Source organism: Streptococcus sp. 27098_8_113, from assembly GCF_041432545.1.
Classification (GTDB): Bacteria; Bacillota; Bacilli; order Lactobacillales; family Streptococcaceae; genus Streptococcus.
Map to the genome: position 1 here is coordinate 1 of NZ_JAPVZU010000014.1, position 20245 is coordinate 20245.

Genomic DNA, 20245 nt, shown 5'->3' on the forward strand with positions numbered 1-20245 from the left:
CTGAGCTTGAGCTCGGCAGCTGTTTTTTTATAGGCTTGTAGAATGTTTGGGTTGGACTTTTTGCTCAGGATAAATATGGTTAATGGCATTGTTGACAGCAGTAGGAGCCTCACCTAGCCCAGTCGCAATCAGATCAATCTTCCCCTCGTAGCTACAGCAGTCTCCAGCTGCATAGATACCTGGCACGGAAGTTTCTTGCTTGCTATTGACCAAAATCTTGTGACGGTTAAGCTCCAAGCCCCAATCTTTGAGATTGCCGACAGAGGATTTAAAGCCGTAGTTTACAAATAGATGATCCAGCGGCAGAAGCTGACTTTCCTCTCCCTTGACTTGACTGATTTCCAAGTGGGTTATCTTGTCATTTTCGCCGATCAATCGACTGGGTACAAATGGTGTCTTAATCTCAACACTAGAAGCCTTGAGTTCTTCCACACTATGCTCTAAAGCCCGGAAGTTATCCCGACGGTGAACCAGGCTGGTTTCTGCGATTTTTTCAAAAGCTAGTGCCCAGTCAACAGCCGAGTCACCGCCGCCCAGAATGACGACCTTTTTACCAGCGAACTGGCTGATGTTTGAAACGTGATAGTGGAGGTTGCTGTAGCTTTCAGCATCGTCTACCTCCAAAGCCCTCGGTTTGAAGGCGCCACCTCCCATGGCGATGATAATGGTTTTGGTCTGATGTTGAGCCTTAGAAGTCGTGATGGTGAAGCCATCATCCGCTTTAACGATATCCAGCACTGTTTCATTGAGGCAAATGTCGGTCTGGAAAGTTTCCAGCTGCTTAATCAGACGCTGAGTCAACTCTTCGCCAGTCAAATTAGTAAAGCCCGGCACATCCAGAATCTTCTTCTCTGGATAGAGAATGGCTGGCTGTCCGCCCAGCTGAGGCAGAGAATCAATAATTTTCACCTTGGCTTGGCGCAAGTGGGCGTAAAATGCAGCGAATAAGCCAACTGGACCGCCGCCGACAATCGTAATATCATACAGTTCAGACATAATTTTCCTCAATCTTTTTAAAATAAACTAGCATTATTGTACCACAAAAAGAGGTTGAAATGTAGTTAAATTTTTGTAGGGATTGTAAAAGCCCCATTAGGGGCTTAACATTAAATAGCAAATAAATCATTGAGGTTTTCAGCCAAAGTCGGATGAGTAAAGATTTGCTTGCTCAAGTAGGTGTAAGGAATCTTATTATCCATGGCTACAGTTAGGATATTGATAATTTCCTGTGCCCCTGCTGAGAAGATTGTTGCTCCGACGATTTCTTTGGTCTCTGTGTTGACAACAGCCTTGAAAGCACCACGTAAGTCAGCATTGACATGTCCGCGAGGCATTGCTGCGACAGGAATCTCCTTCACCGCAATCGGCAGTCCTTGCTCTAGGGCTTCCTTTTCAGTCAATCCGATTTGAGCTAAAGGCGGTGTGATGAACATGCTGGTAGGGACGTTCTTACGGTCTTCCAGTGTGTAGCTGCCGTCGCCAGCCAGATAGCTATAAAGGATACGGAAGTCATCCAGTGAGATATAAGTAAACTGCAGACCGCCATTGACATCGCCAGCAGCAAATACACCAGGTACAGATGTTTCCAAGTGTTTATCAACCTTGATAGCTCCGCGCTCTGTCAGCTCGATATCTGTATTTTCCAACTTCAGTGGTTCAACATTCGGCTTGCGGCCAGTAGCATAGAGCAGAGCGTCAAAGCGAAATTCTCCATCTTCTGTCACAACGACAACTTCGTTGCCATCATTTTTGACCTGTGTAGTACGAACATTTTGTAAGAGTTGGATTCCGTCTTCTTCCATATATTGCTTAGCTAGCGCAGCGATAGAAGGCTCTACTCGAGGGAGAAAGACAGGTGCAGCATCCAGTACAGTTACTTGACTGCCTAATTTGTTGTAGAGTCCAGCGAATTCAAGGCCGATGTTACCGCCACCCAGGACTCCCAAGCGTTTAGGAAGTTCCTTCAGATTTTGGATGCCAGTTGAGTCATAGACATGCTCGGTTTCAGTCAGTCCTGAAATTGGCAGGACATTGGAAACAGCACCGGTATTGATGACAATAGTCTCAGCAGTCAGTTCCTCTTTCTCATTTCCAGCTGTGATTTCGATGACTTTATTGGAAAGGAAATGAGCTTCCGCATCGATGATGTCAACACCAGCGCCACTGATTGCTGCGTAGTTCTTCCCGTTGAGACGACTGGTTACAGCATTCTTTTCAGCCATGACTTGGTCGAAAGCCAGGCCTTTTTCAGCTGCGACGATCAGGGTCTTGGTTGGGATGCAGGCGATATTGATACAGGTTCCCCCGTACATAGCCTTGCTTCGCTCAATCAAAGCAACTTTTTTTCCTTGGCCCGCCATTTTGGCCGCCAATGTTTTACCGGCCTTACCAAAGCCGATGACAATTAAATCATAGGTTAACATAATTTACCTCCATTTTTTAAAAAGATTGTATCACATCTAATCAGAAAATGCTGAGTTTTGCTACGCCTATTTTAAAAATGCAATCTAAAACATTTTTATACACTTTGTCCATTTTATTGGAACTAAATTTTAGCGCTTTTTCTCGCTCTATGTTATACTTTTTTTCATCATAGATTTCTATAAGGAGAAGAAAATGTCTGTTTTTACACTGATTTTGGCAAGTTTGGTTGCCTTGGAATTTTTCTATATTATGTACCTGGAGACCATTGCGACGACTTCAGCAGCGACAGCACGGGTCTTTGGTATGTCTCAAGAGGAGTTGGAGCAGCAGTCAGTCAATACTCTTTTCAAAAACCAAGGGGTTTATAACGGATTGATAGCTGTTTTGGTCTTGATTGCGGCCTTTGTACAGCCTAGTCCAGTTTGGCTGGGGATTTTTATGGTTTATATCATCTTGGTAGCTGCTTACGGTGCAGTGACCAGCGATCCGAAAATTTTGTTCAAGCAGGGCGGACTAGCGATGTTGACTTTGCTGAGTTTATTTTTCTAGAAAGAGCGGGAAATAGTGATTCCCAGCTCTTTTTTACATAATGATTGACTTTTCAATTAGACATGTGTAGAATAAGATCAGAAGAAGACTTTAGAAAGTATGGAAATGTAATGAATCATTCAATTAAACGTTTACCAGATGGTGAATTTGCTATCTTAAAGATTATTTGGCACCTGCCAAATCCAACGACCTCTGCCCAAATCATGGAAAAGCTGGGCGAAGATAACCATTGGAAGCCTCAAACCTTGTTGACAGTCTTAGCTCGCTTGACGGAAAAGGGCTTTTTAGAAAGTGTTCGCAAGGGGCGTGAGAGGCAGTATACGGCCTTGATTTCGGAAGAAGAATATTTAGAAGTAGAGACGTCAGACTTTTTGAAGCGCTATAGCGGACATTCTATGGGTGGATTTGTCAAGACTCTCTTTTCGTCCAATTCCTTTTCAGAAAATGAACTGGATGAGTTGCGTAATTTACTGAATCAGAAAGAGTAAGATGAGGCAGTATCTATGAAACAGTTCCTTTTGTCTTTCCTCTTAACCAGTCTTTCAACCTCGATCTTGGTTCTGTTTTTGAGCCTTCTTTTTGCAATCCTTAAGGGCAAGATTTCAGTCAAGGTCAAGTATTTTATCTGGTTTTTAATCTTGCTGAGCTTTCTATTCCCATTTCGTCCTCAGTTTGGCTCTGGGTTTGATTCGGCTGAGTACTGGGGCGACTGTTCAGACAGCTGTTAGAGCTGGCCAGACAAGTGGAGGGCAAGCTGTTTCTCAAGTAGCTGGAAAAGCTAGCCAGGCCAATCTTTGGGAGGCTTTTCTGGGTCTACCTTGGTTTGAAATATTCTTTGCTATTTGGCTGCTTGGTTGTGCATTTAACTTAGGTAAGTATGCCTATTCTTATATCCGTTTCAAAAAGATGTTGCAACGTTGGGGGACAGAGGTTGAGGACGAAGAGACTTTGTTCCAGTTGCATTTGATCAAAGAAAAGATGGGCGTTAAAAGCAAGATTCGTCTGCTCCACTATCCTATGACACAGAGTCCAATGTTGCTGGGATTCAGGGATATTTTGATTGTGCTGCCGGAGCTGGACTATACGGAGGAGGAGCTGCAGCTGATTTTCCAGCATGAGCTGACTCATTATCAGCACTATGATATCTTGATTAATCTTCTCGCGATTCTCGCCAAGAGCCTGCATTGGTTTAATTCAGTAGTGCGTTTTGCTTGTCGGGAAACTCAGGAAGCAGGAGAAATGTACTGTGATTACGATGTTCTGAGTAGAAAAAACACAGCATATCGCACTTTTTATGGTGAGACCATTCTGACGATGATTGACCGTAGTAAGAAGACTCCGATTGCTTTGACGACTTGTTTTTACTCGGATAAATTTAATCTTAAGAGACGGATTATTGGCATCATGGACAGTCGTCTGCCGAAAAAGTTTCTGTCTGCTTCTTTCGTAGTAGCAGTTCCTCTACTTTTGCTCTTGACTAGCTCGGTCTTTGCCTTAGAAAATCCTGTCGCACAAGATAGTAAACTTGTCTTAGAGTCCAAGAAAGCGGAAGGACTTAGTCAGCGTCAGGTTTTAGAAACAGTTTTGAAGGAACTTTCTCTTGCTGAAAAGGACATTAAGGATGTGCAGATTTCACGTGAGAAAGGCAATTATAAGATTCTCTTTTCACATGGACAGACGGCTCATGAGATGCTTGTCAATGCCAAGACTGGAAAAATCGCCCAATCAAAGCAGCATACCATTGTCGAAAAGACAGTAACAGTTGAAAAAGAAGTTCCGGCATCATCGTCTTCTGCAGCGACTTCAGCTGATAGTGGAAGTGGTAATGGGAATGCAGGTCAGACGGGAAGTGTTAGCTCTCCGCCTCCTGCGACCAATACTGTGACAAATTCGAATACAAACACTAGTACAGCATCTGTTCAACCTCCTGCTCAAACTAGCTCCTCAAAGAGCAAGGATAAAGATAGTGACGATGATAAAGACGATGACGACGATGATGATGACGATTAGATAAAAGTTTCTACCAATCAAGGTTTCTTGATAGAAGCAGCGATTGGTAGAATTTTTTTATCTTTATTTTTGGTAGAATCTAGTCTTCAACTCATAAATTGAGGTCAATTTTCAAGTTTTTTAAATTTTAGTAATTTTCCCCTTGACTTTTAAAAACTACAAGTGTAGAATATAATCATAAACTACAGTTGTAGAATAAAGTTTTAAAAATACTGTCCGGAAAGTATGAGAGTAGTAGAGCAAGGGCTCTCTTTCTTTTAAATTGTAAACTACATTTGTAGAATAAAAGGAGAATACAAATGAAATAAAAACAAATCCAAACGAACTTCCAACGTGTTGAAACAAAGTACATCATAGACCGTGCGACCTTGGCTCGCGTAGAAGCTGAGATGCATGCTTACCTCATTCCGGATGATTATGCGACTTCGACTATTTCAAATGTCTATTTTGATAATGATGATTTTCAAATGATCCAAGACTCGATTGCTAGAAGAGGCGGCCGTGAAAAGCTACGGATGCGGACTTATGCAGCGGAGCCGACAAAGGATAGTCAGGTATTTTTGGAAATCAAGAAAAAGTCGGAGGACGTTGGCTTCAAGTATCGACTGGTTTCAAATCTTACTTCGGTCGTTAATTATATTGAGAAAGGATTTACAGACCAGACCATTTCTGATGAGCGGGTCAAGACAGAAGTGGAGCTGTTGCAGGAGCGTTATGCAGGCTTAAAACCGAAAATGGTAATTAGCTATGACCGTTACTCGATGAAAGGCTCAGAGGACAAAAAAGTTCGTGTGACGGTTGGTTCCAATATCCGCTTCCGTGATTATGATGTGGACCTGACCTCAGGACGCCACGGCTATCCTCTCTTGGAGGACGATATGGTAATTATGGAAATCAAGGTTCCAGGGGAATATCCTCAGTGGATGTCTGAAATTTTGAATAAATACGGCCTTGAAGATCAGTCCTTCTCAAAATACGGCAAAGCCTATCTAAAATCTAAAGAATTGGTTCCTCAAGCCGTCAAGGTTTAAGGAGAGAAACAATGATTACACAACTATTTAACAGTATCTATTCTTTGGCTGAAATCAAGGTCAACCCTCTAGCCCTAATAGCCTCCCTCGTGACGGGCTTGTTTTTGGGAATCATTTTGGCCGAGGTCTATAAGCACCAAACTATTTATACCAAGGAGTTTGTCATCACGCTGTCTCTTTTGCCAGCCATTATCTCCATTATCATTTTCTTGGTAAATGGAAATCTGGGAACCAGTGTCGCGGTAGCAGGAACATTCAGTTTGATTCGCTTCCGATCAGCCGCAGGAGGATCCAAGGAACTTTTGGCCATCTTCATGGCGACAGCGATTGGGATCACGACAGGAATGGGGTTCTTAGCTCTAGGAGTTTTTTCACGCTCTTCATTTCCTTCTTTTGGTTGCTCTTTGAAAAGATGAGCTTTAGTTCGGTCAGCCAAACCAGACGTTATGTTCAAATTCAGATTCCTTCTGAGTTAGACTATGAAGTCCTTTTTGAAGCAATCTTTGAAACAGCCTGCAAAAGTTTTGAGTTGACCTCGGTCCAGTCAGTTGACAATAAGTTGATCAAGTTGGACTATGTAGTTGATTTGAAACCAGATGTAAGCGACCAACGTCTCATCCAACGTTTCTTACGCTATGAAAAGATTAAGAACATTTCCCTCTCGAAAGAAGCAAAAAAACGAAAGACCTTGTAAGGTAAAAACCAGCTATTTTGAATGACTTGCATCCCAAAAGTTATCTTTTGGGATGCAAGTGTTTTGTCGATTGATTTAGCTATAATCTCTCTAAAATGGTATAATATAGCTATCCAGAAGTGGAGGATTGAAGAGTGCTTCATATAATAATTATCATTTCTATCATACTTTTATTACTCATGTTTCATTCTTTGATTCAGCAATCAAAGAACCCTTCGGGCTTTCTAGGAAAAAGAATGATGAAATTGTGGAATCGAGCCTATCTTCCCATGTTTGTATGGGCAATTCGTTATCTGGATAGAACATCTTACCCTGCAATCTTAGATGTAGGAGTTGGGAATGGTCGTTCAACCATTCTACTGAAAGAAACCTTTCCGCAAAGTACTGTAACTGGAATCGATATTTCAGACACTGCAATAGCTCAAGCCAAACAGATAGGGATGGTCAATTTAAATTTTGAACGAAGAGACGTTAGGGAGACAGGCTTTTCTGATGAAAGTTTTGATTTGATTACAGCTTTTCAAACACATTTTCATTGGCAAGATCTAGAGGCTTCTTTTATAGAGCTTCGAAGGATACTCAAATCAGACGGGATGCTCTTACTAGCTTGTGAATATAACAAGTTATCTTATTTTTTACCGAATTTTCAAAGCGAAGAAGTATTTAAACGATTCTTGTTATCAATAGGCTTTGAGCTCGTAACTAGTCAAAGAAAAGGATCGTGGATCCTTTATAAAATTGTTAAACATTAATGGAGGTACAATCATGAAACAATTATTTTTATGTTCATACTTTGCTGGTGTCAAAAAGCTTTTTAGAGATTATGCAAAGGAAAAGAATCTAGAAAATAAGGTTTTATTTATTCCTACCGCTGGGAACAAAGAGGACTATACTGCCTATATTGATGAGGCTCAGCAAACATTCAGAGATTTAGGATTTGAGATAGAGGTTCTAGATATTGCTTCTTGTGATCGAGAAACTGCACAGGCAAAGATTTTCCAAAGCAAAATTCTTTATATCTCTGGCGGGAATACATTTTATTTATTACAAGAATTAAAGAAAAAACAACTCCTATCTCTTATCAAAGAACAAATAAGAGATGGGTTGGTCTATGTGGGAGAATCAGCAGGGGCTATCATTACAGCTAAGGATATTGACTACAATAAACTCATGGACGATAAGACCGTAGCGACAGAGTTATCTGATACAGCAGGATTGGATGAAGTGGATTTTTACATCCTTCCACATTATGGTGAGGAGCCTTTTACTGATAGTAGCAAAAAGACCTTTGAAACCTATAAAAATCAGTTCAGTTTAATGCTAATAAACAATTCCCAAGCCGTAATTGTAAATGGTGAAGAAAGAGAAGTCGTTTCTGAACAGACTTAAAATAAATTTCTTTTTGCTATTATGATGTTCATTCTAACAATTTGTTGCTTTTAAAAAAGAAAGTGAAGATAATATAAGTTTATGGCAGTTTTTTTCTTGACATTTATCCATTTTGCGTGTAGAATAGAATAGATCTTGGACTTGAAGGGAGTGAAAAAAATGTCAAAAACAGTAGTACGTAAGAATGAATCTCTTGACGATGCTCTTCGTCGTTTCAAACGTGCGGTTACTAAAGCTGGTACTCTTCAAGAAACACGCAAACGTGAATTCTATGAAAAACCTTCTGTAAAACGCAAACGCAAATCAGAAGCAGCTCGTAAACGTAAAAAATTCTAATAACTAGAATGAGAAAACAGTCGATTTGGCTGTTTTTTTCTTTTGGTTGAAAAGCGTATAATAAAACAGCACTGAGTTTTCTCAGTGCTGTTTTGATATTAGTTTTGTTTTTCAAGCAAGCTCTTGATTTCTTGTAGAACTTCAAGTTCTGTTGGTCCAGCTGGTGTTTCTTCAGCAGCTTCTTCGTTCTTTTTAGCAAGGCTTTGTGCTTTTTCAGCAGACTTAACGATGAAGAAGAGAACAGTACCGACTACCAAGAAGTTGATCACAGCGCTCAAGAAGTTACCATAAGCTACTCCGTTCCATTTCAATTGAGAAATTTGCTCTAATTGTGCAGCTTTCAAAATTGGGTTGAGGAAGAGGGGAGTGATAACGTCAGTAATCAATGAGTTAACGATTGCTCCGAAAGCATTCGCAATGATAACCCCGACTGCTAAGTCAATCACGTTACCGCGTAGCAAAAATTCTTTAAGATCCTTTAACATTTTCTTTTCCTTTCAAAAAATAATTTAATATTTGAAATTATATTATAGCTTAAAGAAGCAATTATTTCAAGTCATTTGCCTATCAAATGTTTTACATTTGCGTCAAATTATTATAAAATATAGAGTGATATTCTGTGATGAATTGGAGGTATTGTCTATTGGATAAAGAAATGATTTCTGAAATAAAAAATAGTGTCAATATCGTCGATGTCATAGGAGAAACGGTAGCCTTAACCAAGGCTGGCAGAAACTTTCTGGGACTTTGTCCCTTTCATGGCGAAAAGACGCCCTCTTTCAATGTTGTAGAGGACAAGCAGTTTTATCACTGTTTTGGCTGTGGCAAGTCGGGGGATGTTTTCAAGTTTATTGAGGACTACCGAGGCGTATCCTTCATGGATGCTGTTCAGATTGTCGCAGACAGAGCGGGCATTTCCTTAGGGATGGAGAGAGCTGGCGCAGATCGACCGAGACAGGCTCATCCGCATCAGGCGCTCTACGATATTCATACAGAGGCAGCGAAGTTTTACCATGCGGTTCTGATGACGACCAAAATAGGAGAAGAAGCACGCGCTTATCTCTACAATCGTGGGCTGACAGATGAGGTCATTAAGCATTTTCAAATCGGCTTGGCTCCTAATGAAGGCAACTATCTTCATAAGAGTATGGCTGGTAAGTTTGATGAGTTCACTATCATGAACTCGGGTCTTTTTAATCTGGCAGAGAATAATCTGGTCTATGATGCTTTTCAGAACCGGATTATGTTTCCCTTGACCAATGACAAGGGGCAGGTTGTCGCCTTTTCTGGTCGAATCTGGCAAGATTCGGAGGCTGTTTCACAGACTGCCAAGTATAAGAATAGTCGCAGCACCCCTATTTTTAATAAAAGCTATGAGCTTTATCATCTGGATAAGGCCAAGCCGGTTATCAAGAAGAGCCATGAAGTTTATCTGATGGAAGGCTTTATGGACGTGATCGCGGCTTATCGGGCTGGAGTTGAAAATGCAGTCGCATCTATGGGAACAGCTCTGACGCCTGAGCATGTCCAGCACCTGCGTAAGTATTGCAAGAAAATCATTCTGACTTATGATGGAGACAGGGCTGGTCAGGCTGCGATAGCCAAGGCTTTAGAAGAGCTGCGGGATATGTCGGTAGAGATTGTGTCCTTTCCTGACAATATGGATCCAGACGAATTTATTGCTAAAAATTCTGCCGAGGAATTGCGACAATTTCTGACTAAAACGCGAATTAGTGATGTAGAGTTCCTTTTACGCTATCTCAAGCCGGATAATATTGAAAATTTGCAGGCTCAGATTGAATTCGTGGAGCGAATGGCGCCAATCATTGCTCAAACGCAGTCTATTACAGCTCAGAATTCCTATATTTATATGTTAGCTGAGTTGCTGCCAGATTTTGATTACCAGCAGGTAGAGAACACGGTTAACAATAGTCGTTTGGCTGAGCGAAGTAGTCGAAGCGGACAGCAGTCGGAATCTCTAAGAAGACCTGTACTGGTAGATCTTCCGTTGTCTAAACAACTATCACGGCTGATAAAGGCAGAAATCCATATCCTCTATCGTATGGTACACAATCCGCTGGTTTTAAATAGCTATCGGCTTCGCACAGATTTTGCCTTTGATACGGCGGAACTGCAGGAGTTATACGAGCTTTTACTGGCCAATGGTGAAGTGACTTCGCAGGATTTATCTAGCTTACCGGAAAGAGTCCAGCAACTTTGGTATCGGATGTTGGAGGAAGATTTGCCAGGGGAGATGGAAGACGGGGAGTTAGCAGAAGTTGAACTGACCAGGGAACGCGAATTGCTTCGTAAGAATAATCAGCTGATTAGCAAAAAGATTCGAGAAGCTTTGCATACTGGAGATGAGAATGCCGCCATATTAGAGGTGGAGCGCTTAATCGCACAAAAAAGAAGAATGGAGTAGGTATGGCTACAAAACAAAAAGAAGTAACAACATTAGACGTTCAAATTGCAGAATTCATCCGCAATCATAAGCAGACAGGTGTAGCGACAGACGATGAAATCAATGACCAGCTGGTCATTCCTTTCACTTTGGACGCTGATGGGATTGAGGATTTGCTGCAACGCATTCAGGATGCGGGCATTTCTATCACGGATAAGGAAGGAAATCCTAGCGCGCGTGTCTTGAATACTGAAGAGGAAGAAGTAGAATTGACCGATGAAGAGCTCTTGGGTAGCAATTCAGCTAAGGTCAATGACCCAGTCCGCATGTATCTGAAGGAAATCGGGGTTGTGCCCCTTCTTAGCAATGAAGAAGAGCAGGAGCTGGCGATTTTGGTAGAGCAGGGAGACTTGGAAGCCAAGCAGCGTCTAGCTGAGGCCAACCTTCGTCTGGTTGTTTCCATTGCTAAGCGCTATGTTGGCCGTGGTATGCAGTTCCTTGATTTGATTCAAGAAGGAAATATGGGACTGATGAAAGCCGTTGATAAGTTTGACTACACCAAAGGATTTAAGTTTTCAACGTATGCGACTTGGTGGATTCGTCAGGCCATTACCCGTGCGATTGCTGACCAAGCGCGGACCATTCGGATTCCGGTCCACATGGTGGAAACCATTAACAAGTTGGTCCGCGAGCAACGTAATCTCTTGCAAGAATTAGGTCAAGATCCTACGCCTGAGCAAATTGCTGAGCGTATGGATATGACGCCTGACAAGGTTCGTGAGATTCTCAAGATTGCTCAAGAGCCAGTTTCCTTGGAGACACCTATCGGTGAGGAAGATGATAGCCATCTGGGTGACTTTATCGAAGACGAAGTGATTGAGAATCCAGTAGACTATACAACTCGTGTCGTCCTTCGTGAGCAGTTGGATGAAGTCCTAGATACGCTGACAGACCGCGAGGAAAATGTCTTGCGTCTGCGCTTTGGTCTGGACGATGGAAAAATGCGGACGCTGGAAGATGTCGGCAAGGTCTTCAATGTGACTCGTGAGCGGATTCGTCAGATTGAAGCCAAAGCCCTGCGTAAACTCCGCCATCCAAGCCGCAGCAAACCACTCAGAGACTTTATCGAAGATTAAGAAATGAAGAGCAGCGAGGAGCAGAAATCTTTCAGCAGGAAGCGTCAAGACTGAAAACCTAGCTGAAAACAAAGCCCCTCAAGTTAACTTGAATTTTTGTCATATCTATAAGGAGGATATGCATGTCAGAAAAAAAATACAGCCCTGAAGAGGTTGAAAAGATTAAAACGCGGATTTTAGAGAGCTTGGAGCAAGTCATTGACCCAGAGCTGGGGATTGATATTGTCAATCTCGGTTTGATTTATGAAATCCGTTTTGACGAGACCAATGGGGAAACGGAAATCGATATGACCTTGACCACTATGGGATGCCCACTGGCGGATCTTTTGACTGACCAGATCTATGATGCTATGTCAGATGTTCCAGAGGTTACTAAGACAGAAGTCAAATTGGTTTGGTACCCCGCTTGGACAGTGGAAAAGATGAGCCGTTATGCTCGGATTGCATTAGGGATTAAATAGCGACATCACACTGAAAGAAAGACCATACAGAAAAGCACTTGAAACGAAAATCAAGTGCTTTTTGAATGCAATTTTGTACAAACTACCAGCTAGTCAGTGAAATTTCCCCGCTGTTGAGCCAGATATTTTGGCCGTTCTCCAACTGGACTAGAAGTTGGCCACTGTCCGAGATATCGCTAGCAATTCCCTTATAGGTTTGATTATTTTGCTGGAAACTTACTTGTCGACCTAGGACTAGAGAGTGCTTTTTGTAAAGATAGAGCAGGTCTTGGGGATCGCTTTCGTAGAAACATCTCCAGATTTCAGCAATCAGCTCATTTCTGCTGATAGGAGCTCGCTCTGTAAAGAGTGATCCAGCCTTAGATTCCAATTCTTCTGGAAAATCATTAACGCAAAAATTAAACCCGACCCCGATAATAATATCTGTGACTAAGCCTGTCTCGACTGAAGTAATGGCCTCGGTTAAAATGCCTGCGATTTTTTTATCCTTGTAGTAAATATCGTTGACCCACTTGATATCTATGTCTATGAGGGTTAGATTTTTTACAGCTTGATAGATGGCTCCGGCTGTCAGGAGAGTATAGGCAGGGATTTGATCAAAAGATAGGTTGGGCTTGAGATGAAGGGACATATAAAAGCCGCCCTGTTTTGGAGAGAAAAAGTCTCGTCCGAAGCGACCGCGCCCAGCGGATTGAGCAGCAGCTAGATAGAGGGTATTTGCTTCGCCACCTGCTTCTAGACCTGCTTTGGCATCTATCTGAGTAGATTGGCAGTTGGGGTTGAAGGAAACTTTGATGGGCGCCTCTTTTTCAATGATTTCTGGGATTAGTAAATCCCCCGCTTTGAGCTTATAGCCCCGATTTTTTACGGAATCGATCTGGCTTCCTTCTTTTTCCAAGCGTTGAATAGCTTTCCAAATGGAGGTCCTGGAAATGCCCAGTGTCTGAGCCAGACTTTCTCCGTTTACATAATCGTCAGCTTGGCTGAGAATGATAAATAATTTCTCGTAGGTTTTCATAATTTTTTCTATTAAATACTGCTTTCTCGAATGGTCAGCTTGGTAGAAAGTTTGACCATATAGGGAATGGAGTCCTCTTCGGATGTTAAAATTTGATTCAGAATGTGCAGAGCCTGCTTGCCCATTTCTTCTGTAAAAACGGTGACCGTACTGAGACTGGGATAGATGTACTTAGCAATAGACGTATCATTAAATGAAATAATGCTGACATCTTGGGGAACTTGGATTCCGTGTTCTTGCAGAGCCCGCAAGGCACCGATAGCCAAAGCATCGCTAGAGATGAAGAAGGCGGGCGGGAGCTGGTTCTCGTGCTCGCTAAGGAGCTCTGTCATCATCTGATAGCCTGATTCCGAAGAAAAGCTGCCTACCTTAACCAAGTCAGGTTGATAAATTTCTTTTTCAGACAGATACTGCTGAAAGCTTGCCAAACGAGGGTCGCTGATTAGACTAGTCTGGTCAGAGGTTCTTTCTTGCCCGGCAATCATGCCAATCTGATCAAAACCAGCATTTATGAAGTGCTCAAGTACCTTCCTTACAGCATTCTCAAAATCAACCGTCACACAGCTGTGGCCTGCATTAAGTGTATCACTGTCGACAAAAACTAAGTGGCTGCTGTACTGCTCCAGCTGCTGGATTTGAGCTGGGCTAAATTTGCCGATGGCAATCAAGCCATCAATGTCTTTCAATAGCTCAAGAGAATCGTTTTGAAACACTCTGAGAATCTCATAACCCAATTCTTGGGCCTTTTTTTCAATGCCCAAACGAATGGAGTAGTAGTAAAGGTCATCGAGCTCTTCCTGCTCAGTGTACCATTCAATGAGCCCGATACGGTAGACCTGAGTCTTGCTTGGCTTCCTTTTTCTTGATTTTTTATAGTTTAGCTGCTCAGCGATATCAAATATCTTTTTACGAGTGCCATCGCTGACTGACATGGCTGGGTCGTAGTTGAGTACGCGAGAGACCGTAGCGGGAGAGACCCCAGCAGCCTGGGCAATATCCTTAATCGTAGCCATTTTTTCTCCTATTGTCTTATATGGGCTATTATACCTCAAAAACAAGTAAATAACAAAGAGGAATTTAGTGAATAATATCTAACAGTTTTCTTAAGTAAAATTTTACTAAATTTATTGAAGTTTTACTCGGAAACAGTTATAATGAAATTAAGAAAACGATTACAATATCGATCATCATTTTAAAGGAGTTTAGTTTATGTCAAATGTCATTTCAGTAGAGCAAATCCGCGCAGATTTTGCCAAGGTTTTTGGAGTAGAAGCGGACCACACTTTCTTTTCACCCGGTCGGATCAATCTGATCGGCGAGCATACGGACTATAACGGCGGCCATGTCTTTCCTGCAGCCATTTCTCTTGGAACTTATGGAGCGGCTCGCAAGCGGGACGACCAGCTCTTGCGATTCTTCTCAGGGAATTTTGAAGAAAAAGGGATTATTGAAGTGCCGCTGGAAAACCTGCACTTTGAGCCTGAGCATAACTGGACCAACTATCCGAAAGGAGTCCTGTATTTTCTGCAGGAGGCAGGCCATAAGATTGACCGAGGCATGGATATCTATGTTTATGGAAATATTCCAAATGGTTCTGGCTTATCATCTTCTGCATCGCTAGAGCTTTTGACGGGTGTCATTGCTGAGAAACTCTTTGACTTGCAGTTAGAACGTCTGGACTTAGTGAAAATCGGTAAATTAACTGAAAATGAGTTTATCGGGGTTAATTCTGGCATTATGGACCAGTTTGCTATCGGAATGGGTGCTGACCAGCGAGCTATTTACTTAGACACCAATACTCTTGAGTATGATTTGGTACCGCTTGATCTCAAGGACAATGTCGTAGTGATTATGAATACCAACAAGCGTCGTGAGTTAGCTGACTCTAAGTACAATGAGCGTCGGGCGGAGTGCGAAAAAGCTGTTGAAGAGCTGAACCGCAAGCTGTCTATCGCTACCTTGGGTGAGTTGGACGAGTGGGCCTTTGATGAGTATAGCTATCTGATAGAGGACGAAAATCGTCTCAAACGGGCTCGCCATGCTGTTTTGGAAAATCAACGCACTTTGCAAGCGCGGGCAGCTTTGCAGGCAGGCGATCTTGAAAAGTTTGGCCGTCTCATGAATGCTTCCCACGTTTCATTGGAGCATGACTATGAAGTGACTGGTCTAGAGCTGGACACCTTGGTTCACACAGCCTGGGAGCAAGAAGGTGTTTTGGGGGCTCGTATGACCGGAGCTGGCTTCGGTGGCTGTGCCATTTCCTTGGTGCAAAAAGATGCCGTTGAGGCCTTTAAGGAAGCTGTTGGCAAGCACTACGAGGAAGTCGTTGGATACGCTCCAAGCTTCTATATCGCTGAAGTTGCAGGTGGCACTCGCGTTTTAGACTAGGAGAGAAGTAAATGGAAGCTGTAATATTTGATTTAGATGGCTTATTAGCTGATACTGAGATCATTTCTCTAAAAGTTTATCAAGAATTGCTTGAAGATTTTGGGATTCCTTTCACAGAAGAAACATATTCTAGAGAATACAGTGGACATAGGGAAGAGGAGAATGTTCAACGATTTTTGGATACCTATGATTTACCTTGGAACTTTGACCAAACCTTGGAAAAAGTTTATGAACTGGAAGCTCGAATATTAGCCAGAGGTGTAAATTTAAAAAAAGGTGCTAAAAATTTGTTTGCTTTTTTGGAAAGAGAAGGTATTTCAATCGCCTTAGCAACTTCAAGTGTTGAATCTAGAGCTAGAATGATCTTGGATAGTAATGGTATACTGTCCCTATTTGACCATCTAGTTTTTGCAAAAGATGTAAAGAGAAGCAAACCTTACCTTGATATATTTTTAAAGGCCTGTAGAGATTTGAATGTTTTACCAGAGAATTGCTTAGTACTAGAGGATAGTGAAGCAGGGATTGAGGCAGCGTATAGAGCTGGGATACCAGTCATTTGTATTCCAGACTTAAAAATACCAGCACAGTCTTTCTTAAATAAAACAGAACAAGTTTTTCAGGATTTAGATGCTGTCAGAGACTATTTAGAAAGTAAGAAGGAGAATCAATGAGTCAGGGAGTTCTAGATGCATTTATCACGGAAGTCATTGCTGAAAGTTCATTTGAGGAAATGGATCGAATCTACCTGACCAATCGTGTTTTGGCTCGAGTGGGCGAAGGCGTTTTGGAAGTTGAGACTAATCTGGATAAATTGATTGACCTCAAGGACCAGCTGGTCGAAGAAGCAGTTCGATTAGAGACGATTGAGGATAGTCAGACTGCGCGTGAAATCCTTGGTGCTGAGCTTATGAACTTCATCACACCAGCCCCTAGTCAGCTCAATCGGGACTTCTGGACGACTTATGGCTCCAATCCTGAGCAAGCCGTGGCTAATTTTTACCAGCTTAGCCAGAAAAACGACTACATCAAGCTCAAGGCTATTGCTAAAAATATTGCTTTCGAAGCGCCGACTGAATATGGAGATTTGGAAATCACCATCAATCTTTCTAAGCCGGAAAAGGATCCCGAGGAAATTGCGGCAGCTAAAAAGGCTAAGAATAGTAATTATCCAGCCTGCCAGCTCTGCATGGAAAACGAAGGTTACCAAGGCCGCTTGGACCACCCAGCCCGCGCCAACCATCGTATTATTCGATTTGATTTGGCTGGACAGGGGTGGGGCTTTCAGTATTCGCCCTATGCCTACTTTAATGAGCATTGCATCTTTCTGCACAGCCAGCACCTTCCTATGGCCATCAGCCGTCTGACTTTTGAGCGCCTACTGGACATCGTTGAGACCTTTCCGGGCTATTTTGCTGGCTCAAACGCCGACCTGCCTATTGTCGGCGGCTCTATCCTGACCCACGACCACTATCAGGGCGGGCGTCACACTTTCCCTATGGAAATGGCAGAGCTGGATTGCAGCTTTACTTTTAGCGGATTTGAAGAGGTAGAGGCAGGTATTGTCAAGTGGCCCATGTCCGTCATTCGGTTGAGATCTGAGAATAAGGAACATTTAATCAAGTTGGCTGACAAGATCTTGAAAGCTTGGAGGACTTATTCTGACCCAAGTGTGCAGGTATTGGCAGAGTCTGAGGGTGAGCCTCACCATACCATCACACCGATTGCCCGCAGGAAAGATGGATGTTTTGAGCTGGACTTGGTCTTGCGGGACAATCAAACTTCCCCAGAACATCCAGACGGCATTTATCATCCTCATAGGGATGTGCAGCATATTAAGAAAGAAAATATCGGTCTGATTGAGGTGATGGGGCTGGCTATTCTGCCGCCTCGGCTCAAGGAAGAACTCAAACAAGTTGAACTTTTTCTGCGGGGAGAAGACTGTCAGGTCGCGGCCTATCATCAGGAGTGGGCCAAGCAACTCAAATACCAGAATCCGAATGTTTCCGCTGAAACGGTGGAAGGAGTAGTTCAGGCTTCAGTTGGACAAATTTTCAGCCGTGTGCTGGAAGACGCGGGAGTTTACAAGCGAACAGAGGAGGGCAAGGAGGCTTTCATGCGTTTCGTCCAATCTGTTGGTTTGAAAGAGGAATAATTGTAGTGAGAGTTTTCATTTGTCCCTATTTTTGATAAAATAGTTAAACAAAAATCAAGACAAGAAAGAGAGAAACATGGCAATTTTAGTATTAGGTGGCGCTGGCTATATCGGCTCGCACATGGTAGACCGTTTGGTAGCAGCAGGCAAGGAAGAGGTAGTCGTCGTTGATAATTTGGTGACTGGTCATCGCGCAGCGGTTCATCCTCAGGCAGTCTTTTATGAGGGGGATTTGGCGGATAAGGACTTTATGCGTGGAGTTTTTGCCAAACATCCATCCATCGATGCAGTTATTCACTTTGCTGCTTTTTCACTGGTCGCCGAGTCTATGGCGGATCCGCTCAAGTATTTCGACAATAACACAGCCGGTATGGTTTCTCTTTTGGAGGTCATGCAGGAATGCGGCGTTAAAAATATTGTCTTTTCTTCGACTGCGGCGACTTATGGCATTCCTGAGGAAGTGCCGATACTGGAAACGACTCCGCAAAAGCCGATCAATCCTTATGGTGAGAGCAAGCTTATGATGGAGACCATTATGCGCTGGGCAGACCAGGCCTATGGCATCAAGTTTGTAGCCCTGCGTTATTTCAATGTGGCTGGTGCCAAGCCCGACGGCTCGATTGGTGAGGACCATGGACCAGAGACCCATCTCCTGCCCATTGTGCTTCAGGTAGCTCAGGGTAAACGAGAGAAGATTGCCGTCTTTGGCGACGATTACGATACTCCAGACGGAACCAATGTTCGCGATTATGTCCATCCTTTCGATTTAGCTGATGCGCATATTTTGGCTGTTGAGCATCTGCGTGCTGGTCAACCATCAGATGCCTTTAACCTTGGCTCTTCGACTGGTTTTTCTAACCTACAGATTGTAGAAGCAGCTCGCAAGGTGACCGGACATCCTATTCCTTTGGAAATAGCAGAGCGACGCCCAGGGGATCCAGATACGCTGATTGCTTCCTCTGAGAAAGCAAGAGAAGTTTTGGGCTGGCAGCCGAAATTTGACAATATCGAAACCATTATCGAAACTGCTTGGAAATGGCATTCCAGTCATCCAAATGGCTATGACGATCGCCAGTAATCAGTGTAGTTTCAAATATTTACAGAGACACTTTGTTAGCGATAGCAAGGTGTTTTCTTGGAGCGATAGAAGTTCTTTTCATTGGATTTAATTTGTTGTAAAAAAAGCGGATACATAGTAAAATAGAAAAATGATGAAAATAAGACGAATAAATAATGAATTAGAGATAAAGCAGGAAGAAGATACAGTCTTGGTTCTGGGCTATTTTGACGGCCTGCATAAGGGACATCAGACACTTTTTAAGGAAGCTAGGAAAATAGCGGATGAGCAGGGACTGAAGATTGCGGTACTGACCTTTCCTGAGTCACCAAAATTAGCTTTTGTCCGTTATCAGCCAGAGTTGATGTTGCATTTGAATCATCCAGAGGAACGAGCTGCTCACTTAGAAAACTTGGGTGTGGACTACCTTTACTTGATTGACTTTACTAGCCATTTTTCTAAAAATACAGCCCGAGAATTTTTTGATAAGTACGTTGCTGCGCTGAAAGCAAAGGCAGTTGTAGCGGGATTTGACTATCACTTTGGTTCTGATAAGAGAAGGGCAGAGGAGCTTGCAGACTATTTCGATGGTCGGATTGTCATCGTCTCATCAGTCAATCAAGATGAGGAAAAAATCTCTTCTACTCGGATTAGAGAGACCATTCAAAATGGTGATGTTGCCAAGGCGCATCAGCTATTAGGCTATCCTCTCTCTACTCGGGGCATTGTGGTTCATGGCAATGCTAGAGGGCGCACCATTGGCTATCCAACGGCCAATCTAGCCCCTTTGGATCGCGTGATTTTGCCAGCAGATGGCGTCTATGTGGTAGATGTTGAGCACAATGGCAAGATTTTTCGTGGCATGGCTAGCGTTGGCAAAAATGTGACCTTTGAAGGAGATGAGCTTCGTTTTGAAGCCAATCTATTTGACTTTGCGGAGGAAATCTATGGCGATACGATTCGGATTATCTGGCTGGATAAGATTCGTGATATGGTCAAATTTGATGGTATTGAAGAACTGGTCGCTCAATTAAAGAGTGATAAAGAAGTGGCAAGAAATTGGGAACGTTCGGAATAAATGTCAGTTTTTAATATTTTTCTTAGTATTTCGAGCCGATTCTCAAAAATATCTAGTCAAGAGAGATAAAATTTAGTATAATAGAGTTAGTTACTATATAAAAATAAGAAGAGAACAG

Annotated in this window: 19 protein-coding genes and 2 pseudogenes; 16 read left to right on the top strand and 5 right to left on the bottom strand. The window is 42.7% G+C overall.

What is annotated here, in order from left to right; translation table 11 throughout:
* Nucleotides 1–27: 27 nt before the first annotated feature.
* Together O3644_RS08155 and O3644_RS08160 are read right to left on the bottom strand one after the other, a co-directional pair.
* Nucleotides 28–996: an NAD(P)/FAD-dependent oxidoreductase gene (locus tag O3644_RS08155; protein ID WP_371595453.1), complete on the bottom strand. Its 969-nt coding sequence runs from the start codon at nucleotides 994–996 to the stop codon at nucleotides 28–30.
* A gap of 110 nt (nucleotides 997–1106) precedes the next feature.
* Entirely contained in the window at nucleotides 1107–2423 is a 1317-nt protein-coding gene (locus O3644_RS08160; RefSeq protein WP_371595454.1) for an FAD-containing oxidoreductase, read from the bottom strand.
* Nucleotides 2424–2616: 193 nt separating this feature from the next.
* Here O3644_RS08160 and O3644_RS08165 point away from each other — a divergent pair, with 193 nt between their 5' ends.
* From O3644_RS08165 to rpsU, 8 genes and pseudogenes are all read left to right on the top strand, one after another.
* On the top strand, nucleotides 2617–2973 hold the full coding sequence (locus O3644_RS08165) for a DUF1304 domain-containing protein (RefSeq protein ID WP_371595455.1): 357 nt from the start codon (nucleotides 2617–2619) through the stop codon (nucleotides 2971–2973).
* 110 nt (nucleotides 2974–3083) lie between these two features.
* Nucleotides 3084–3461, top strand: coding sequence for a BlaI/MecI/CopY family transcriptional regulator (locus O3644_RS08170; protein WP_005592027.1), 378 nt, complete (start codon nucleotides 3084–3086; stop codon nucleotides 3459–3461).
* Nucleotides 3462–3476: 15 nt separating this feature from the next.
* A pseudogene (locus O3644_RS08175) lies at nucleotides 3477–4983 on the top strand (M56 family metallopeptidase).
* A 314-nt stretch (nucleotides 4984–5297) separates the two neighbouring features.
* Nucleotides 5298–6014 (top strand): polyphosphate polymerase domain-containing protein, encoded by a 717-nt coding sequence (locus O3644_RS08180; RefSeq protein WP_371595486.1) that lies wholly within the window; start codon nucleotides 5298–5300, stop codon nucleotides 6012–6014.
* 11 nt (nucleotides 6015–6025) lie between these two features.
* Nucleotides 6026–6708 (top strand): annotated as a pseudogene (locus tag O3644_RS08185) (DUF4956 domain-containing protein).
* A 179-nt stretch (nucleotides 6709–6887) separates the two neighbouring features.
* Nucleotides 6888–7460 carry a class I SAM-dependent methyltransferase gene (locus tag O3644_RS08190; RefSeq protein WP_371595487.1) on the top strand — a complete coding sequence of 191 codons (573 nt, stop codon included), beginning with the start codon at nucleotides 6888–6890 and terminating at the stop codon, nucleotides 7458–7460.
* Between the two features lie 13 nt (nucleotides 7461–7473).
* The gene (locus O3644_RS08195; RefSeq protein WP_125381808.1) at nucleotides 7474–8097 is read left to right on the top strand and encodes a Type 1 glutamine amidotransferase-like domain-containing protein; all 624 of its coding nucleotides are present in this window, start codon (nucleotides 7474–7476) and stop codon (nucleotides 8095–8097) included.
* A gap of 159 nt (nucleotides 8098–8256) precedes the next feature.
* Nucleotides 8257–8433: a 30S ribosomal protein S21 gene (gene rpsU / locus O3644_RS08200; protein ID WP_000048054.1), complete on the top strand. Its 177-nt coding sequence runs from the start codon at nucleotides 8257–8259 to the stop codon at nucleotides 8431–8433.
* 98 nt (nucleotides 8434–8531) lie between these two features.
* Here rpsU and mscL read toward each other — a convergent pair whose 3' ends face one another.
* On the bottom strand, nucleotides 8532–8918 hold the full coding sequence (gene mscL / locus O3644_RS08205; protein WP_125381811.1) for a large conductance mechanosensitive channel protein MscL: 387 nt from the start codon (nucleotides 8916–8918) through the stop codon (nucleotides 8532–8534).
* Between the two features lie 137 nt (nucleotides 8919–9055).
* Between mscL and dnaG the strand changes: the two genes are divergently transcribed.
* The 3 genes from dnaG to O3644_RS08220 all read left to right on the top strand — a co-directional run bounded on the left by dnaG (nucleotide 9056) and on the right by O3644_RS08220 (nucleotide 12434).
* Nucleotides 9056–10858, top strand: coding sequence for a DNA primase (gene dnaG / locus O3644_RS08210; protein WP_371595456.1), 1803 nt, complete (start codon nucleotides 9056–9058; stop codon nucleotides 10856–10858).
* A 2-nt stretch (nucleotides 10859–10860) separates the two neighbouring features.
* Nucleotides 10861–11973, top strand: a complete 1113-nt coding sequence (gene rpoD, locus O3644_RS08215; RefSeq protein ID WP_005590235.1) for an RNA polymerase sigma factor RpoD — start codon at nucleotides 10861–10863, stop codon at nucleotides 11971–11973.
* A gap of 122 nt (nucleotides 11974–12095) precedes the next feature.
* The gene (locus O3644_RS08220; RefSeq protein ID WP_125381817.1) at nucleotides 12096–12434 is read left to right on the top strand and encodes a metal-sulfur cluster assembly factor; all 339 of its coding nucleotides are present in this window, start codon (nucleotides 12096–12098) and stop codon (nucleotides 12432–12434) included.
* Nucleotides 12435–12516: 82 nt separating this feature from the next.
* On the opposite strand, the gene birA is transcribed toward O3644_RS08220, so the two are convergent.
* Together birA and O3644_RS08230 are read right to left on the bottom strand one after the other, a co-directional pair.
* A complete protein-coding gene (gene birA, locus O3644_RS08225) occupies nucleotides 12517–13452 on the bottom strand; it encodes a bifunctional biotin--[acetyl-CoA-carboxylase] ligase/biotin operon repressor BirA (RefSeq protein WP_187421565.1) in 936 nt (311 codons plus the stop codon).
* Between the two features lie 11 nt (nucleotides 13453–13463).
* Nucleotides 13464–14465, bottom strand: coding sequence for a LacI family DNA-binding transcriptional regulator (locus O3644_RS08230; protein WP_371595457.1), 1002 nt, complete (start codon nucleotides 14463–14465; stop codon nucleotides 13464–13466).
* 196 nt (nucleotides 14466–14661) lie between these two features.
* Here O3644_RS08230 and O3644_RS08235 point away from each other — a divergent pair, with 196 nt between their 5' ends.
* The 5 genes from O3644_RS08235 (at nucleotide 14662) to O3644_RS08255 (ending at nucleotide 20127) form a co-directional block, all read left to right on the top strand.
* The gene (locus tag O3644_RS08235; protein WP_371595458.1) at nucleotides 14662–15840 is read left to right on the top strand and encodes a galactokinase; all 1179 of its coding nucleotides are present in this window, start codon (nucleotides 14662–14664) and stop codon (nucleotides 15838–15840) included.
* Nucleotides 15841–15851: 11 nt separating this feature from the next.
* A complete protein-coding gene (locus O3644_RS08240) occupies nucleotides 15852–16511 on the top strand; it encodes an HAD family hydrolase (protein ID WP_371595459.1) in 660 nt (219 codons plus the stop codon).
* Entirely contained in the window at nucleotides 16508–17992 is a 1485-nt protein-coding gene (galT, locus tag O3644_RS08245) for a UDP-glucose--hexose-1-phosphate uridylyltransferase (RefSeq protein ID WP_371595460.1), read from the top strand. The genes O3644_RS08240 and galT overlap by 4 nt, the downstream gene beginning before the upstream one ends.
* A 76-nt stretch (nucleotides 17993–18068) precedes the next feature.
* Nucleotides 18069–19070, top strand: a complete 1002-nt coding sequence (gene galE / locus O3644_RS08250; protein WP_371595461.1) for a UDP-glucose 4-epimerase GalE — start codon at nucleotides 18069–18071, stop codon at nucleotides 19068–19070.
* A 133-nt stretch (nucleotides 19071–19203) separates the two neighbouring features.
* Complete coding sequence (locus O3644_RS08255) at nucleotides 19204–20127, top strand: bifunctional riboflavin kinase/FAD synthetase (protein WP_371595488.1); 924 nt, start codon at nucleotides 19204–19206, stop codon at nucleotides 20125–20127.
* The last annotated feature ends 118 nt before the right edge of the window (nucleotides 20128–20245 follow it).

Coding starts and splice junctions, on each gene's coding strand:
- mscL (WP_125381811.1), bottom strand. CDS start 8,918: ATGTTAAAGGATCTTAAAGAATTTTTGCTACGCGGTAACGTGATTGAC.
- O3644_RS08235 (WP_371595458.1), top strand. CDS start 14,662: ATGTCAAATGTCATTTCAGTAGAGCAAATCCGCGCAGATTTTGCCAAG.
- birA (WP_187421565.1), bottom strand. CDS start 13,452: ATGAAAACCTACGAGAAATTATTTATCATTCTCAGCCAAGCTGACGAT.
- dnaG (WP_371595456.1), top strand. CDS start 9,056: ATGAATTGGAGGTATTGTCTATTGGATAAAGAAATGATTTCTGAAATA.
- O3644_RS08240 (WP_371595459.1), top strand. CDS start 15,852: ATGGAAGCTGTAATATTTGATTTAGATGGCTTATTAGCTGATACTGAG.
- O3644_RS08255 (WP_371595488.1), top strand. CDS start 19,204: ATGAAAATAAGACGAATAAATAATGAATTAGAGATAAAGCAGGAAGAA.
- O3644_RS08160 (WP_371595454.1), bottom strand. CDS start 2,423: ATGTTAACCTATGATTTAATTGTCATCGGCTTTGGTAAGGCCGGTAAA.
- O3644_RS08155 (WP_371595453.1), bottom strand. CDS start 996: ATGTCTGAACTGTATGATATTACGATTGTCGGCGGCGGTCCAGTTGGC.
- O3644_RS08230 (WP_371595457.1), bottom strand. CDS start 14,465: ATGGCTACGATTAAGGATATTGCCCAGGCTGCTGGGGTCTCTCCCGCT.
- O3644_RS08190 (WP_371595487.1), top strand. CDS start 6,888: ATGTTTCATTCTTTGATTCAGCAATCAAAGAACCCTTCGGGCTTTCTA.
- O3644_RS08170 (WP_005592027.1), top strand. CDS start 3,084: ATGAATCATTCAATTAAACGTTTACCAGATGGTGAATTTGCTATCTTA.
- O3644_RS08195 (WP_125381808.1), top strand. CDS start 7,474: ATGAAACAATTATTTTTATGTTCATACTTTGCTGGTGTCAAAAAGCTT.
- O3644_RS08220 (WP_125381817.1), top strand. CDS start 12,096: ATGTCAGAAAAAAAATACAGCCCTGAAGAGGTTGAAAAGATTAAAACG.
- rpsU (WP_000048054.1), top strand. CDS start 8,257: ATGTCAAAAACAGTAGTACGTAAGAATGAATCTCTTGACGATGCTCTT.
- O3644_RS08165 (WP_371595455.1), top strand. CDS start 2,617: ATGTCTGTTTTTACACTGATTTTGGCAAGTTTGGTTGCCTTGGAATTT.
- galT (WP_371595460.1), top strand. CDS start 16,508: ATGAGTCAGGGAGTTCTAGATGCATTTATCACGGAAGTCATTGCTGAA.
- galE (WP_371595461.1), top strand. CDS start 18,069: ATGGCAATTTTAGTATTAGGTGGCGCTGGCTATATCGGCTCGCACATG.
- rpoD (WP_005590235.1), top strand. CDS start 10,861: ATGGCTACAAAACAAAAAGAAGTAACAACATTAGACGTTCAAATTGCA.